General features: G+C 38.5%; 11 protein-coding genes. 3 read left to right on the top strand and 8 right to left on the bottom strand.

What is annotated here, in order from left to right:
* Positions 1-238: 238 nt before the first annotated feature.
* The 3 genes from pflB to H8S01_RS06320 form a co-directional block, all read right to left on the bottom strand.
* Positions 239-2,491 carry a formate C-acetyltransferase gene (pflB, locus tag H8S01_RS06330; protein WP_186836582.1) on the bottom strand — a complete coding sequence of 751 codons (2,253 nt, stop codon included), beginning with the start codon at positions 2,489-2,491 and terminating at the stop codon, positions 239-241.
* 349 nt (positions 2,492-2,840) lie between these two features.
* The gene (locus H8S01_RS06325) at positions 2,841-3,035 is read right to left on the bottom strand and encodes a hypothetical protein (RefSeq protein WP_186836770.1); all 195 of its coding nucleotides are present in this window, start codon (positions 3,033-3,035) and stop codon (positions 2,841-2,843) included.
* Positions 3,025-4,323, bottom strand: coding sequence for a DNA repair protein (locus H8S01_RS06320; protein ID WP_243204246.1), 1,299 nt, complete (start codon positions 4,321-4,323; stop codon positions 3,025-3,027). Before H8S01_RS06320 ends, H8S01_RS06325 begins: the two co-directional genes overlap by 11 nt.
* Positions 4,324-4,519: 196 nt before the next feature.
* Between H8S01_RS06320 and H8S01_RS06315 the strand changes: the two genes are divergently transcribed.
* A complete protein-coding gene (locus H8S01_RS06315; RefSeq protein WP_186836754.1) occupies positions 4,520-6,058 on the top strand; it encodes a sodium:solute symporter family protein in 1,539 nt (512 codons plus the stop codon).
* Between the two features lie 139 nt (positions 6,059-6,197).
* Here the strand turns inward: H8S01_RS06315 and H8S01_RS06310 are convergent, their stop codons facing one another.
* The 5 genes from H8S01_RS06310 to H8S01_RS06290 form a co-directional block, all read right to left on the bottom strand.
* Positions 6,198-6,773: an indolepyruvate oxidoreductase subunit beta gene (locus H8S01_RS06310; RefSeq protein WP_186836581.1), complete on the bottom strand. Its 576-nt coding sequence runs from the start codon at positions 6,771-6,773 to the stop codon at positions 6,198-6,200.
* An 11-nt stretch (positions 6,774-6,784) separates the two neighbouring features.
* Positions 6,785-8,512 carry an indolepyruvate ferredoxin oxidoreductase subunit alpha gene (iorA, locus tag H8S01_RS06305; protein ID WP_186836580.1) on the bottom strand — a complete coding sequence of 576 codons (1,728 nt, stop codon included), beginning with the start codon at positions 8,510-8,512 and terminating at the stop codon, positions 6,785-6,787.
* A gap of 95 nt (positions 8,513-8,607) precedes the next feature.
* A complete protein-coding gene (locus H8S01_RS06300) occupies positions 8,608-10,242 on the bottom strand; it encodes a class I adenylate-forming enzyme family protein (protein WP_021865812.1) in 1,635 nt (544 codons plus the stop codon).
* A 209-nt stretch (positions 10,243-10,451) separates the two neighbouring features.
* Positions 10,452-11,135: a helix-turn-helix transcriptional regulator gene (locus H8S01_RS06295; RefSeq protein WP_021865811.1), complete on the bottom strand. Its 684-nt coding sequence runs from the start codon at positions 11,133-11,135 to the stop codon at positions 10,452-10,454.
* 173 nt (positions 11,136-11,308) lie between these two features.
* Entirely contained in the window at positions 11,309-12,760 is a 1,452-nt protein-coding gene (locus H8S01_RS06290) for a family 43 glycosylhydrolase (RefSeq protein WP_186836579.1), read from the bottom strand.
* Between the two features lie 133 nt (positions 12,761-12,893).
* Between H8S01_RS06290 and H8S01_RS06285 the strand changes: the two genes are divergently transcribed.
* Positions 12,894-14,669 (top strand): diguanylate cyclase domain-containing protein, encoded by a 1,776-nt coding sequence (locus H8S01_RS06285; RefSeq protein WP_186836578.1) that lies wholly within the window; start codon positions 12,894-12,896, stop codon positions 14,667-14,669.
* 12 nt (positions 14,670-14,681) lie between these two features.
* Positions 14,682-17,291 carry a translation factor GTPase family protein gene (locus H8S01_RS06280; RefSeq protein ID WP_186836577.1) on the top strand — a complete coding sequence of 870 codons (2,610 nt, stop codon included), beginning with the start codon at positions 14,682-14,684 and terminating at the stop codon, positions 17,289-17,291.
* Positions 17,292-17,306 lie beyond the last annotated feature (15 nt).

Genomic DNA, 17,306 nt, shown 5'->3' with positions numbered 1-17,306 from the left:
CCTATATTTAGTCTAGTGTCCCTATTTTTTACGATTTTTGAATACCAAAAAAGAGAGACATACATTTCTGTATATCTCTCTTCTCTGAATTTTATTTATCTTTGTACTTAAATCCTATTTAAAATTACTACGCCATTTACTACACCATTTATATAAGATTTTACACCAATTTATGATAACTTGGTAATCTCTCAAAGTCGCATAAACACTGTATTTTCGGCATTTTCAAGCACTCTGATTACATTCTGTCGTGGAATGTTCTGCTGATAACATCCATCTGCTGTTCCTTTGTAAGGTCGATGAACTTAACAGCGTAACCTGATACACGGATTGTGAAGTTAGCATATTCAGGTTTTTCAGGATGTTCCATAGCATCGATAAGCTTATCCTTACCGAATACGTTTACGTTAAGGTGATGAGCACCCTGATCGAAGTAACCATCCATAACGTTTACAAGGTTAGCAACTCTTTCATCTTCGTTGTGTCCTAATGCGTCTGGGTTCATTGTCTGTGTATTTGAAATACCATCAAGTGCCCATTCGTATGGAAGCTTTGTAAGTGAGTTAAGAGATGCAAGAAGACCATTCTGCTCTGCACCGTAGCTTGGGTTAGCACCAGGAGAAAGTGGTGTGCCTGCTGGACGACCATCTGGCATAGCTCCTGTATATTTACCGTAAACTACGTTTGAAGTAATTGTAAGGATTGATGTTGTAGGCTCTGAATCTCTGTAAGTATGTCTCTTCTTAATCTTCTCAAGGAATGTCTTAAGAAGCCATACAGCGATATCATCAGCTCTGTCATCATCATTACCATACTTAGGGAAATCTCCCTCAATCTTGTAATCTACAACAATACCTGTTTCGTCACGTACTGTCTTAACCTTTGCATACTTAATAGCTGAAAGTGAGTCAACAACATGTGAGAATCCGGCAATACCTGTAGCGAATGTTCTCTTAACATCTGTATCGATAAGAGCCATCTCAGCTGCTTCATAGTAATACTTATCATGCATATACTGGATAAGGTTAAGTGTATTAACATAAAGGTCAGCTAACCAATCCATCATAGCGTCAAACTTTTCAACAACTTCATCATACTCAAGATATTCAGATGTGATAGGCTTGTAAGCAGGACCAACCTGTTCTCTGTTCTTAACATCAACACCACCATTGATAGCGTAAAGTAAGCACTTAGCAAGGTTTGCTCTAGCTCCGAAGAACTGCATTTCCTTACCTGTCTGTGTAGCAGATACACAGCAGCAGATTGAATAATCATCGCCCCATGTAACCTTCATAACATCATCATTCTCATACTGGATTGAAGATGTATCAACAGAAATCTTTGCTGCATACTTCTTGAAGTTCTCAGGAAGTCTTGATGAGTAAAGAACTGTAAGGTTTGGTTCTGGTGAAGGTCCCATGTTTTCAAGTGTATGAAGGAATCTGTAGTCGTTCTTTGTAACCATTGAACGTCCGTCGATACCTGTACCACCTACTTCAAGTGTAGCCCATGTTGGATCACCTGAGAATAATTCGTTGTATGATGTAATTCTTGCGAATTTAACCATTCTGAACTTCATAACCATATGGTCGATAAGTTCCTGAGCTTCTTTCTCTGTGATAACGCCGTTATCAAGGTCTCTCTGAATATAGATATCAAGGAATGTAGAAACACGTCCAACTGACATAGCTGCACCATTCTGAGTCTTGATAGCTGCAAGGTAACCAAAGTATAACCACTGGCAAGCTTCCTTTGCATTTGTAGCTGGCTTAGAAATATCATAGCCATAGCTTTCTGCCATCTTCTTCATACCTGCAAGTGCCTTGTACTGATCAGAAAGCTCTTCTCTTAAACGAATAACGTCATCTGTCATTGTACCGCATCCGCAGTTAGCATGATCTTTCTTCTTCTCTTCCATAAGGAAATCAATACCATAAAGAGCAACTCTTCTGTAGTCACCTACGATACGACCACGACCATAAGTATCTGGAAGACCTGTGATGATGTGGCTGTGACGAGCCTTTCTCATCTCTGGTGTGTAAGCATCGAAAACACCCTGGTTATGTGTCTTATGATATTCTGTAAAAATCTTGTGTAATTCAGGATTTGGCTCGTAACCATAGTTCTTGCATGATTCCTCTGCCATCTTGATACCACCATAAGGCATAAATGCTCTCTTTAATGGCTTATCTGTCTGAAGACCTACAATCTGTTCAAGGTCTTTCATAGACTCATCTATATATCCAGGACCGTAAGCTGTAAGACCTGCAACTACTTCTGTTTCCATGTCAAGTACGCCGCCCTTAGCTCTTTCTTCCTTCTGTAACTCCTGTAATCTGCCCCAAAGCTTATTTGTTGCCTCTGTTGGGCCTTCCAGGAAACTTTCATCTCCGTCATATGGCTTGTAGTTATTCTGGATGAAATCTCTTACATTGATTTCTTCCTTCCAAAGTCTACCTTTGAAACCGTTCCACTGATCCATCTGTACCATTGTTCCTTGTTCCTCCTTGTTTTAATTTTGTACACTGTATACAATCCGCATTATAAAAAATGCTGTCAGCTATTATAATCAACAAAATATCTTATTCTAAATGCCATGCATTGATTTTAATTAAGATATTCTTCTGTGACAAAAATGCGTTTGTAACAACTTTGATAAATAAGTAACAATTACTGACAAGAGCATACTAACATTTTAACAATGTAAAATCAAGAGTAATTTTCATATTATTGAATTTAGTACAATCCTTGAATTTATGCGGTTATTTTGTACTTTTATCTGTACAAAATGCACATATTATTCACATAATTAACTGAAGCTGTCAAAAATGCACCTCTACTTAATTATCTTCAGTCTGACATATATCATCCTCTTTTACAGTCTCCGTTTTTACACTTTCTTCGGCAATAATTTCCTGTTCACGAAGTGCTTCATCAAGACCTTTCAGTGCTGAAAATGGCATAAACTGCTTGGCACGTTCTTCGACCGGCATCTTTTTTCTTGTATTATTTACTGTACTTTTTCTAATTACCACTTCTGTGTCCCCCAATCTGATGATTTCTTTCTATTGCAGTTGCACCCTTTTCAAGATTCATGCCTTTCAATACCGCATCTCTGCCATACTTCTTCTTCAAATCAAGCACTGCATGCTGTAATTTATTTTCCCTGTCACCATCTGTATCGTCATCAAACAGCCCAACCTGTCTGTAGGCTTCATCTGTCAGCCTGTTAAATATAAGATTGATTTTACGCACAGGAATATTTTTATCCTTAACCTCATCATAAAGCTTTGAAATAAACGGAAGCATCTTTTTAGATGAACTTGTCGCTGACGGAAGCATAATTGAACCACGCACGGACTGCGGCACTCCTGCGGCTGCACTATATTCTTTTGAATAATTTATATAGATTGTCACCGAATCCGTAACCATTCCCTGCTCAACAAGCTGAAGACACATTCCGTCAGCCATTTCCTTGACGATAAGCCTTCCCTCCTCATGTTCATAATCCCTTGCAAGAACCTGACCGCTCGTTATGCTGCTGCTTCTCGGCTTATATTTCTTAATATCCGCAATAGTAACCGGTTCTATCCCCCATGCGTGGTCAATGAGAAGTTCAGCATCAATGCCAATCATATCATACAGGATCTGCTCATCTGCCTCTGCAATCTGTGCCATATCATATATCCCTGCCTGTGCAAGTCTTCCGGCAAGTCCATGCCCCACTCTCCAGAAATCTGTGAGTGGTCTGTGATGCCACAGCGTCCTCTTATAACTTTCCTCATCAAGTTCACTGATAAAATCTTTCGCATGTTTCGCAGTTATATCAAGTGCAATCTTTGCAAGATAAAGATTAGTACCTATGCCGCACGTTGCCCTAATTCCCACTGTATCAAATATATCCTGCATAATACGTATGCCCAGTTCTTTCGCAGTCATTCCATATAAAGAAAGATACTCTGTTACATCCATAAAAACTTCATCTATAGAATATACATGTATATCCTCTTTTGAAATGTACTTCAGATAAATGCCATATATCTTTGCCGAATAATCAATATAAAGCTGCATTCTCGGCTGTGCCATAATATAATCAATACCTTTGGGAATCTCAAACACACGGCATCTGTTCTTCACGCCAAGAGCTTTCATCGCAGGCGACACAGCAAGACATATTGTTTTCTCACTTCTGTCCGGGTCAGCAACAACAAGATTAGTTGTCATTGTATCAAGACCACGCTCAACACACTCAACCGATGCATAAAATGATTTTAAATCTATACATACATATATCCTGCTGCCCATACCATTGTTTCCTTTCATATTATTCCCATATACCATAATTTTTTTTCATAAAAATATTATACAACAAAAAATCGAATGTATGTACTGTTTTTTTATTTTTTATATGCAAAAACAACGTCATATTTTTGTTGATAAAATAATAAAAACATGATAAAATTTTAGTTGTTTAAAGCGTTGAACTTTAAAGGGGTAAATTCAAAAGAAACACAGGAGGATTTTTATGAAACTATTAATTTTGATTATCTATTTTGCGGTCATGATTGGAATCGGTCTTTACTGCCGCAAACATGCAACTGATGTCAACGGATTCGTACTTGGCGGCCGTTCGGTTGGTCCGTGGCTTACAGCTTTTGCCTACGGAACTTCTTATTTTTCTGCTGTCGTATTCGTAGGATATGCTGGCCAGTTCGGATGGAAATATGGCATTTCTGCAACATGGGCAGGCATCGGCAATGCAATTATAGGTTCACTTCTGGCATGGGTTGTTCTCGGACGACGAACAAGAATTATGAGCCAGCATCTGAATTCTGCAACAATGCCGCAGTTTTTCGGAGAACGATTCGGAAGCAGTGCGTTAAAAATCGGTGCATCCGTAATTATATTCATTTTTCTCATTCCTTATACAGCATCTCTTTATAATGGTCTTTCAAGACTTTTCGGAATGGCATTTAACATTGATTATTCAGTCTGTATTATACTCATGGCAGTTCTTACAGCTATCTACGTAATTGCAGGCGGATATATGGCAACAGCTATTAACGATTTCATTCAGGGAATAATAATGCTTTTTGGCATTGCAACCGTAATAGCTGCCGTTCTTAACAGTAAAGGCGGATTTATGGCGGCACTTGATGGTCTTGCAAAAGTGAGTGACCCTGCTGTAACAGATACACCGGGAATATTTGCTTCATTTTTCGGACCTGACCCTCTCAATCTTTTATTTGTCGTAATACTTACATCACTCGGTACATGGGGACTTCCACAGATGGTTCAGAAGTTTTACGCAATAAAAGATGAAAAATCCATCAAAAAAGGTACAATTATTTCAACTATATTTGCACTTGTTGTTGCCGGAGGCAGTTATTTTCTCGGTGGATTTGGACGTCTTTTCTCAGATGAAATTGATGTTGCTGCCAACGGATATGACTCAATTATTCCGACAATGCTTTCAGGATTAAGTCCTATGCTTATCGCACTTGTTGTTATTCTCGTTTTGTCAGCGTCAATGTCTACGCTTTCATCACTTGTAATTGCATCAAGTTCAACACTTACTATCGACTTCTTAAAAGATAATTTTATTAAAGATATGAGCGATAAAAAACAGGTTTTATCAATAAGAATTCTTGTCGTTGTATTTATTGCAATTTCATCAATTCTTGCACTTATACAATATAAGAGCTCAATTACATTTATTGCACAGCTTATGGGTGTTTCATGGGGTGCACTCGCCGGTTCGTTCCTTGCACCTTTTATGTACTCATTATATTCAAAGCGTGTCACAAAGGCTTCATGCTGGGTATGTTTCATATTCAGTTCAGTTCTTATGATTGCAAATATTTTCTTCAGGAGCTCATTTCCGACAATTATGCAGTCACCTATCAACTGCGGTGCTATTGCAATGCTTGCCGGACTTGTAATTGTTCCTGTAGTCAGCCTGTTCACACCAAAGCCAGACAAAGAGCTTGTGGAATCAGCTTTTAAATGCTATGACAAAAAGACAACCGTTGAGCAAAAAACTGCTCTCGGCGACTAAAGGTAAATATTGTTTTGAATGTAAGCATCGTTTTGGCTCGCTGTCCTATAACCCTAAATATAAATCACTAAACAAAATGCTCCGTTCGGGATTCACAGCTTAACTGTTATCCTAAACGGAGCATTTTTATTTAATTTAATTATGCGTTTCTTCCAGCTTCAAATGCCTTTCTGTTCAAATCAAGGAATTTCGGAGGTACTATTTTTTCAATAGCATCCTGCCACTGTTCATCGCTTATCTCAGGAAAATATGTTGATAATCTTCCCATGAGTGCTATATTTACAGCTTTTGCGGAACCGGCCTCCTGTGCGATTAAAAGAAAATCTTTTGCATCAACCTTTGCACCTGCTGCCTGCATTTTCTCGATAAGATTTTCAGGATATGCAGCCGCACCCGTTATTACAGGCATTGGCTCTACTTCCTGAGTATTTGTTATAATTGTTCCGTCTTTTTTGAGAAATTCAAGCCATCTTGCAGCTTCAAGTTTTTCAAATGAAATGATAACATCTGCCTCTCCCTTATCAATTACAGGTGAGTATACTTTTTTACCATATCTTACGTATGTTACAACGCTTCCGCCTCGCTGGCTCATTCCGTGAACTTCCGATACCTTTACGTCATATCCCTGCTGTAAGAGAACAAAACCTAACATTTTACTTGCCAGCAGTGTTCCCTGTCCGCCGACACCTACTATCATAATATTCTTTGTATCCATATCAACCCTCCTTATTCTGCTTTCAATGCATCAAATTTACACATCTGTGTACATACCTTACAGCCAATGCAGAGTGTAGGGTCAATCTTTGCTTTTTTATCTCTTACAGAAATTGCAGGACATCCAATACGCATGCATGATTTACATCCGACGCATTTATCAGAATCAACTTTGAGAGGCGGTTTGTGAACAGTTCCTTTTATCATTACGCACGGACGGCGGCTTATGATAATTGATGGTTCATCTGCCTCAAGTTCCTCTTTCAATACAGTATCTACCTCTTCAAGGTTATATGGGTCTACAACACGAACCCTGTTAAATCCGATAGCACGGCAAAGTGCTTCAAGATTAACCTTTCCTGCCGGCTCACCACGGAGATTTTTACCAGTCGTAGGATTCTGCTGGTGTCCGGTCATGCCGGTAATTGAATTATCAAGAATAATAACTGTTGAATTACTCATGTTGTATGCAATATCTGTAATTCCTGTAATTCCTGAATGTATAAATGTTGAATCGCCAATAACGCCGACGCTTCTCTTTTCACCTTCTTTGCCCATTGCCTTATTAAATCCATGAAGTCCTGAACATGATGCACCCATACAGACATTTAAATCCATAGCATTAAGAGGTGCAACAGCACCGAGTGTATAACATCCGATATCACCATAAACCATGCAGTTATTTTTCTTTAATGTATAGAAAACTCCTCTGTGTGGGCATCCTGCACACATAACAGGAGGTCTTGGCGGAATTTCGTCATCTATATGTAAGCTTTCCGGAACTTCCATTCCCATACACTTTCTGACAAGATTCTGTGAGAATTCTCCACATATAGGAAATGTATCTTTTCCCTTTACTTTTATGCCAAGCTGTTTACAATGTTCCTCAATAAACGGGTCAAGCTCCTCAAGAACGATAACCTCATCTACAGAAGCTGCGAAATCAAGTATAAGCTTTTCAGGAAGCGGATAAATCATTCCAAGCTTTAAAATGCTTGCATTTTCACCAAAACACTCCCTCGCATACTGATATGATGTTGATGATGTGATAATTCCAAGCTTTTTATCACCATATTCAACTCTGTTAAAATCACAGTTTTCGGCAAGAGCAATAAGGTCTTTTGTACGCTGTTCAACTCTTACATGTGCATTTCTTGAATTTAATGTCATCATGACCTTTGCCGGGTCCTTTACATAAGGTACCTGCTCAGGCACAACACGCACTCCTGTCTCGACGACACTCTGTGAATGTGAAACTCTTGTACACATCTTGATAAATACAGGTGTGTTGTATTTTTCTGATAATTCAAATGCCTTCTTTGTAAATTCAAGTGCTTCCTGTGAATCTGAAGGCTCAAGCATAGGCACTTTTGCTGCCTTTGCATAATGTCTGGAATCCTGTTCATTCTGTGAAGAATGCATCCCCGGGTCATCTGCAACGCATATTACAAGACCTGCGTTGACACCCTGATATGATATTGTAAAAAGCGGGTCAGCAGCTACATTAAGACCTACATGTTTCATTGCACATGCACTTCTTCGTCCGCCTATAGTCGCTCCGTGTGCAGCTTCAAGAGCCACCTTTTCATTCGGAGCCCATTCGCAGTACACTTCATCATATTTTGCTGTTTCTTCTGTAATCTCTGTACTGGGTGTTCCCGGATAACTTGAAACAACCATACAGCCTGCCTCGTAAAGCCCCCTTGCAACGGCTTTATTGCCAAGCATTAACTCTTTCATAAATCCTCCTTGTTTTTGCGGAGCAAAAATCCGAATCCTTTGATGAGGAGAGGATTTGTCCTCCTTGTTTTTGCGGTCATATGACCTGTATATTTTTATATCTGATTTTCTTTTGCAACAAGATTGTCGGCACCGTAAATCTTACGAAGCTTTGGTTTTTCAATCTTTCCTGTTGCATTTCTTGGTATATCAGCAAAAATAATCTCTTTAGGACGCTTATATCTTGGAAGTGCATGGCAGAATTCTTCAATTTCTTCTTTTGAACAGACCATGCCATCCTTGATTTCTATGATTGCCGCTGTCTTCTCACCAAGTCTTCTGTCTGAAAGACCGATTACAGCAACGTCCTTTATTTTGTCATGACGGCGTAAGAAATCTTCTATCTGAACCGGATAAATATTTTCACCACCGCTTACGATAACATCTTTCTTTCTGTCAACAAGATAGTAAAATCCCTGTTCATCCTGCATAGCCATATCACCTGTATACAGCCAGCCATCCTTTAGCACTTCACTTGTTGACTTTTCATCGTTATAATAACATGTCATCACACCCGGACCTTTGACACAAAGTTCACCGACCCCGCCCTGTGCAACTTCATTATCATTTTCATCAACAATCTTACATTCCCATCTGTAACCCGGAACACCGATTGCCCCGACTTTATCAATATTTTCAACTCCGAGATGAACGCAGCCCGGACCTGTTGACTCTGACAAGCCATAATTCGTATCGTACTGGTGGTTTGGAAAATATTCTTTCCATCTCTTGATAAGCGAAGGTGGAACCGGCTGTGCTCCTATGTGCATAAGCCTCCACTGGTCAAGTTTATAATCAGACAGCTTAATATCGCCTCTGTCAAGAGCATCAAGAATATCCTGTGCCCATGGCACCAGAAGCCATACTATTGTGCAGTGCTCATTTGAAATAGCAGAAAGTATGGTCTCCGGCTTTGTTCCTTTAAGAAGAACCGCCTTACTTCCTGCAACAAGGCTTCCCATCCAGTGAAACTTCGCACCGGTATGATAAAGCGGAGGAATACATAAAAATGTATCATCTCTTCCTGTTGAATGATGCTTCTGCTCCATCTGTGCCGCCTGTGTTAAGCTTCTGTGTTTATGAAGTATCGCCTTTGGAAATCCCGTTGTTCCAGACGAAAAATATATTGCACCAAAATCATCATCTGTAATTTCAATATCAGGAGATTTGCTTGAACAGTCAGCGACAAGCTCCCTATAACTTTCCGCAAAACTTGGACAATTATCCCCAACATATATAAGAAGTCTTCCCTTGCTTAAAACATCTGCATTGACTTCCATTCTTCCTATGAATTCAGAACCGAACACAATCACATCTACCTCTGCAAGCTTTGCACAATATAAAATTTCATCTGAATCATATCTGAAATTAAAAGGAACAGCAATCGCACCTGTCTTTAATACCCCAAAATATACAGGCAGCCACTCAAGGCAGTTATACATAAGTATTGCTACCTTATCACCTTTCTTTATTCCCCTTCCAAGAAGCATATTAGCAAAACGGTTTGCCTTTTCATTAAATACACTCCATGTAATCTCTCTTCTATACGGCTCGAATCTTGTAGGCTGTATAAGAGCATATTCTTTCCAGGTCATCCTTCTTGTATCATTCTCATCCGGATTAAGCTCTACCAAAGCTACCTCGTCGGGATATAATCTTGCATTTCTTTCAAGATATTCCATTACTGGCATTGTAAAAAATCCCCTTTCATCTTCTCTGCATATATTAGGCTCTGCCTCTTCCTGCTTTTTCACTGCATACTTTTATACGTCAAACCGCTGACGCAAAACCTTAGATAAGAATACCATTTTTTGTAAATAAAAACAAGGCTCGCACACTAAATGCAAGCCTTGTTCAGCAATTTCACCAATTTTTTCACAAAATTACATTTCAAAAGAATTTATAAAATATTCATAGAATCAGATACATAATTTAACATCTTACGTTTGTCTTCAGCCGGAAATATACACCACACGCTTTTAATAATCTGAATCTTTCTATCCTGAAGATTCATAAATAACGTGGGACGATATTCTGACATATTATAAAGACTTACAAGTGTCTCTGCATCAGGATATATCTTTTCTTTTTCAATATCACGATATTTCTTGATTCCAAGTCCCAACTTTTCAGCCATGGCTATCTGTGATGTATTCATTTTATCCCTGACAAAGCATGTCATTGAAAATCCATTCCAGTCATTTGCAAGTGACTGAAGCATTTTCATATTATTCGCATCTTCGTCCCTCATTTTTGAAACTGTGCCGCTGTATTTGCTTACAATAATATCAGCCAGCAGCTTCAAAGCAAAATTCCTATGTGTTTCAGTATCTATATTCGCTAAAGTCTTATCCAGGTCCTTTGTATGATAAACATACTTTTTACCGGCTATCAACTCATCCAAATCAAATCCGATTTCCGAAAAATTCATAAGTATCTGTCCACTTATTATAATTCCACCGTTTTCAATATAAGAATATTGCTCCTGCATAAGCCCAAACTTTTCTGCAATATCTGTCTGCATCAGACCCATAGATTTTCTATACATTACAAGCCTTTTTAAAACGTCCTTGTAAGCAACCATATTTATCCTCCGCACTTTTACGTTACATTTCATATGTATAGATAAATATTAAGTCCATATAGTCATTGCCCACATAGGTCTAAATCTTTATATTTTGATATTTATAGTTTGTTTTTATGTTTTGTGAAATATAAATATTATTTTTTAAATTTTATTAATCATTATTATATATTTTAAATAATTGTAAAATTTTTTATATCAAATTTTCCTCTACCTTCAAAAATAAAATACACCGGGTTTATGCCCGTTTCAATATCTATATCAACAACTGTTTCTTTCCAGTCATGTGATTCAATTGAAAGCAATGCCTGTCCGGCTATCGGATAATCCTCAATATTCTTACCCGAATAATCCGAATCCGTTGTAATTTTTATAGTTCCTACTGCATTTCCTCTCACTGAAATTGCTATTTTATTATGCCCTTTTTTCATATTAAAATACTTAAATCCTGCCATACATCCATCCTGCATATTGGCAATATAGGCATCTTCACCGCTCTCTCTGTCACCGCCGTCCTGCGTGACATATGCATTTTTTGACAGTCTTTCCTCTTTTGATGCATCCTTTTCAAGTTTTATATTTTTAAGAAAACATACTATATATGAAGGATACGTTCCTTCACCGTCAAGCGGACCGCCGTTAAGTCCGCAGCTTGTAGCTTCTGCTGCTTTAAAAAAGCCATTTTCATCCATCTCAATCTTTTCAGCTACCCCCTGACGGCAATATGAACATGCATTGGTAAATCTGTGGTCAAATATATAAAAACTTTCATTGAGCTGTATTATGCTTCCATGCGTATTACCGTTTGGATATGCAGTATCAGACGGAGTGTATCCTCTTAATCCGACATCTGACGATGCATGCAGCCTGCCTCCATACACAAAATCCCTGTCAGGATAATCACTTATACAATAATGCAGTCCGTTTGCTCTGGCAGAATATATAAAATAATATTTTCTGCCAAATTTTCTCATTGACGAAGCTTCAAAAAATCCAGCTTCCTCAGGACATTTAAAATCTCTTGGAAATATTACGTGTGGCAGATCTTTCATTGTAATCATATCATCACTAAGTCTGCATACATGTGCTCCTGCCATAATACGTCCATGCTCATCTTCCGTCTTATTCGGACAAAAACCGGAATATAGATATACATTTCCATCATCATCTGCAAATACCCCAGGGTCAAACTGCAGCATGTCACCTTTGTCAATTCCATATATACGACCGTCTGAAGTTTTTACATCACCATAATATTCATAATGTCCTGCCGGAGTATTACACACAGCAACAGACATTCTTGACGAATGTGCCATAGAATAATAAAGATAAAATCTTCCATCCGCACCTTTCACAACATCAGGTGCAAAAAGAAGCATTCTCTCCTCCCTATATGGATGCTGTTTTCTATTATAAATCTCACCTTCAAAATGCCAGTCAGACAAATCATCAACCGGTGCTGACCAGCATACATAATCATTTTCACAATAGTCGCTGCCGCCAAATCTGTCATGGCTTCCGTATATATAAAGCCTGTCACCAAAAATATGTGGCTCGCCATCCGGAATATATTCATAAGATGGCAGATACGGATTAAATATCTGTTTATTATTTTTTTTATTCATATTTGGTCTCCTTTAATCATTTCAATCTGGTACAAATGTACTAAATTTTATTTTACTAGTCAAATAAAACATGTTATAATGCAGACGATTATATTACCTGATTACAGACATTTCACATACCAGGAGTTACACAATGAATTATCCAAAATTAAAAGCATTAAAATACAAACTTATAATTCCACTGCTCGTCTTTCTTTTCGGCACAGGAGTTCTGTGTGTAGTTATATATAAAATAAGCTATACAAACCAGGAACGGGTAAGGGATAAGGCAGCCCTGAATGCCGTAAGTTACGCTGACCGCATGATTGCTGACCTTAATAATGGAATAACAATCACCAAGTCACTTGAACAGATTATTATAAGTGAAAATGGACAGATTGAACACTTTGAAAAAGTTGCCGAAAATATGATGACCGATTCTATTCAGAGCATACAGCTTGCACCAGGTGGTGTTGTAACAGATATTTACCCTGAAAAAGGTAATGATACCGGCAAAATTGACTTAATCAATGACCCTTCCCGTGGTGAAATAGCACGCTATGGAAGAGATAATAATATAACCGTTATGCAGGGACCCTTCCAGCTTAAACAGGGTGATGTCGGCATTACCATAAGAAATCCTGTCTATCTTGAAAATGAATCTGGTGATAAATATTTCTGGGGATTTACTATATCAATTATCCGTGTGCCGGAAATCTTTTCAGATTCGGTAAATGCACTTGAAGATTTCGGATACTATTACCGCCTCTCAAAAACTTTATCACCTCTTACCGGTGAATTTACGGAAATTTACAGCAATTGTGAAGAATTTATAAGCCCTGTTACATATCAGTTTGAATTAGGTGGCTGTTCATGGAAACTTGAAGTTACACCTAAAGACGGCTGGCATGCAGACAGTCAAACAACAACAGTATTTATTGGGGGATTTATTATCCTTTTTCTCCTTACAGGTCTCACATATGCACTTATGGTGCTTCAGGCCAATGGAATCATACTGCAGAACCTTTCATCTACTGACAATCTCACGGGACTTCTTAACCGCAATGGATTTCAGGAACATTTAACAAAATATATGAAAAAACATAGTAATGAACATTGTGTCTGTATTGCACTTGATATAGATGATTTTAAATTCATTAATGACCTTTTTGGACATTCAACCGGAGATAAAGCATTATGCATTCTCGCCGACACAATAAGAAGTTCTTTTCCTAAAAATTCAATTCTGTGTCGTAGTGGTGGTGATGAATTCTGTATCATCCTGAAAAACTGCACATGTAAAGATGCAAAAGCACAAATAGAGGCTTTCACGGATATGCCTCGTTCTTTTATAGCTAGCAACCAGACACAAAGCTTTAATATTTCCGTTGGATACGCACAATACAATCCTGACGACGGCTCTGTAGAACAGCTGCTTATTGATGCTGATACTGCCTTATATAACGTAAAAATTAAAGGCAAACATGAATGTCTGGAATTTAATCCGAATATGAACAAAAAAATACGCACACCACTTGGATTTGCCTTAAGCGATATTTCAAAAAATCTTCCGGGTGCTTTTATAATATACAAAGCTGACAAAAAAGATGATTCTATTCTTTTTGCTAATAAAGAAATGTTAAATCTCACAGGCTGCAGCAATTTTGATGAATTAATTGACTATACAGGCCGCAGCTTCCGAAATATCATCAAAGAAGATGAACGCGAAGCAGTCGAAGAAAATATATGGAAGCAGATTAACGCACTTGAGAATGACAACAATGATTATCTGTCATTTTCCCTTAAACGAAAAGATGGCACTGTCATTCCTGTTCTTGACCATGGAAGACTTATAAACAGCCGTCATTATGGTAATATTTTTTATGTATTTATAATCGACCACGATTTAGTCAGAAAATGTCTTAACTAAGGAGATCAATATATGGGGGACTTAAATAAACCAAACATAAATATTGGCATGCTTGCACATGTCGATGCCGGAAAAACAACTCTTTCCGAGGCTCTTCTCTACAAAACAGGTACTATCCGCAAACTTGGACGCGTTGATACACGTGATGCCTTTTTGGATACCAATAAGCAGGAACGTGCCCGCGGAATTACGATATTTTCAAAGCAGGCTGTTGTGGAGCTTGAAAAAGCTCGTATCACGCTTCTTGACACCCCAGGACATGTTGATTTTTCTGCTGAAATGGAAAGAACACTCCAGGTTCTCGACTATGCAATCCTCGTAATCAGCGGTGCCGATGGAATCCAGAGCCACACCGAAACCCTCTGGAGGCTTCTTGCAAGATATAAAATTCCTGTGTTTATTTTTGTAAATAAAACAGACCAGTCCGGTGTCAATAAGCAAAGAATACTTGAACAGCTTAAAAATCAGCTTTCTGATGCAATAATTGACTTCAGTATTCAAGATGCAATTGACATGGAGGAACTTTCTTTATGCAATGAAGAACTTCTCAACCATTTTCTTGAAAATAATACGCTTGACACTGCTCTCCTAAAAACATGCATTGAAAAAAGACAGGTTTTTCCTTGCTTTTTTGGTTCAGCATTAAAACTTACAGGAATTGATGAATTTATTGATGGATTAAATACATATATGAACTATCCGTCATATCCGGATAAATTTGGGGCAAAAGTATACAAGATTGCCCGTGACCCACAAGGCACACGCCTTGCATACATGAAAATCACAGGTGGAACTCTCACCTCCCGCATGCAGATTACACCGGATGAAAAAATTAATCAGATAAGAATATATTCCGGTGAAAAATATACAACAGTAAATGAAGTTCCTGCCGGAGGAATATGTGCCGTAACCGGGTTTGATTCCGCTTATGCCGGTCAGTCTGTCGGTTCTGACACTGAAAGCGAAATTCCTATGCTAGAACCTGTAATGACTTATCAGCTTGTTCTTCCCGAAGGAACAGACGCACTTTTAATACTTCCAAAATTAAAAATGCTTGAAGAAGAAGAACCACAGCTTCACATTGTATGGAATGAGCTTTTAAAACAGATTCATGTCCAGATTATGGGTGCCGTGCAGATTGAAATACTGCAAAATCTTATAAAAGACCGTTTTGGAATCGAAGTTGGATTCACATCAGGCAGCATTGTGTACAAAGAAACAATTAAAAACACTGTTGAAGGGGTCGGTCATTTTGAACCTTTAAGACACTATGCGGAAGTTCACCTCATAATTGAACCCGGCGAAAAAGGCAGCGGAATATTATATAAAGCAGACTGCTCTGAAGATGTGCTTGATAAAAACTGGCAGCGTCTCATAATGACGCATCTATATGAAAAAGCACCTGTAGGAGTTCTTACGGGGTCTCCTCTCACAGATGTCACAATAACTCTTGTCAGCGGAAGAGCACATCCTAAGCATACTGAAGGTGGTGATTTCAGGCAGGCTACATATCGTGCGGTAAGGCAGGGTCTGATGCAGGCAGAATCAGTTCTTCTTGAACCATATTTTAACTTCACATTAAAAGTTCCTGCTGAAAATATCGGACGAGCAATGACTGATTTAGACAGAATGAATGCAAAGTTTGCATTGTCAGATGAGACAGACGTTTCTCTTTCAGTTATAACAGGCACTATTCCTGCTGCCTGTCTTTCTGATTACCAGACTGAAGTTGCATCGTATACCAAAGGGCTTGGCAGGCTTTCATATAGAATGGATGGTTATTACCCATGCCATAACACAGAAGAAGTAATTGAAAATTTCGGTTATGATGCTGAACGGGATACATTAAATCCGTCTTCATCAGTATTCTGTTCTCACGGCTCAGGCACAGTCATTGAATGGAATGACGTATTTTCACATATGCACTTAGACAGTGTTCTTGAATTAAGAAAACGCGGACTCAATGCAGGTGCAGCCAATTCATCAGCCGTACTTAACAGCCGTGCATCAAGCCGTACTGTATCGGACGAACCTTTAGGAACCGATGAAATTGATGCTATTTTAAAGCAGACCTACTACTCTAACAGCCGCGGTGACAATGATAAATTGCACAGGACGGGTGCTAAAAAAACCGATTCCACGGTAAAATATGTCTATAAAGGCACTGAAACACCACAAAATCAAGGTGAATCGTACCTTCTTGTGGACGGATATAATATTATATTTGCATGGGATGAATTAAAAGAACTTGCAGCCATTAATCTTGACAGTGCAAGAGGCCGTCTCCTTGATATACTCTGTAACTATCAGGCAATGACAAAATGTAACCTGATTGCTGTATTTGATGCATACCGTGTTCAGGGACATGACACAGAAATGACTGATTACCATAACATCCATGTTGTATTTACAAAAGAAGCTGAAACCGCAGACCATTACATAGAAAGTTTTGCACACAGACATGGCAAAAAAGACTATGTACGCGTGGCAACATCTGACGGATTAGAGCAGATTATCATAATCGGTCAGGGCTGCCACCTCGTTTCTGCCCGCGAGTTCCAGCAGGAAGTCAGGGATATGGAAAATCACATCCGTGAAGAATATCTCAACAGAACTTATTAATGTTACTATCTAATA

Source organism: Lachnospira hominis (ex Liu et al. 2021), assembly GCF_014287955.1.
Lineage (GTDB): Bacteria > Bacillota > Clostridia > Lachnospirales > Lachnospiraceae > Lachnospira > Lachnospira hominis.
Note: the sequence above shows the minus strand (reverse complement) of the source record. Positions and strands in the feature narration are given on the sequence as shown.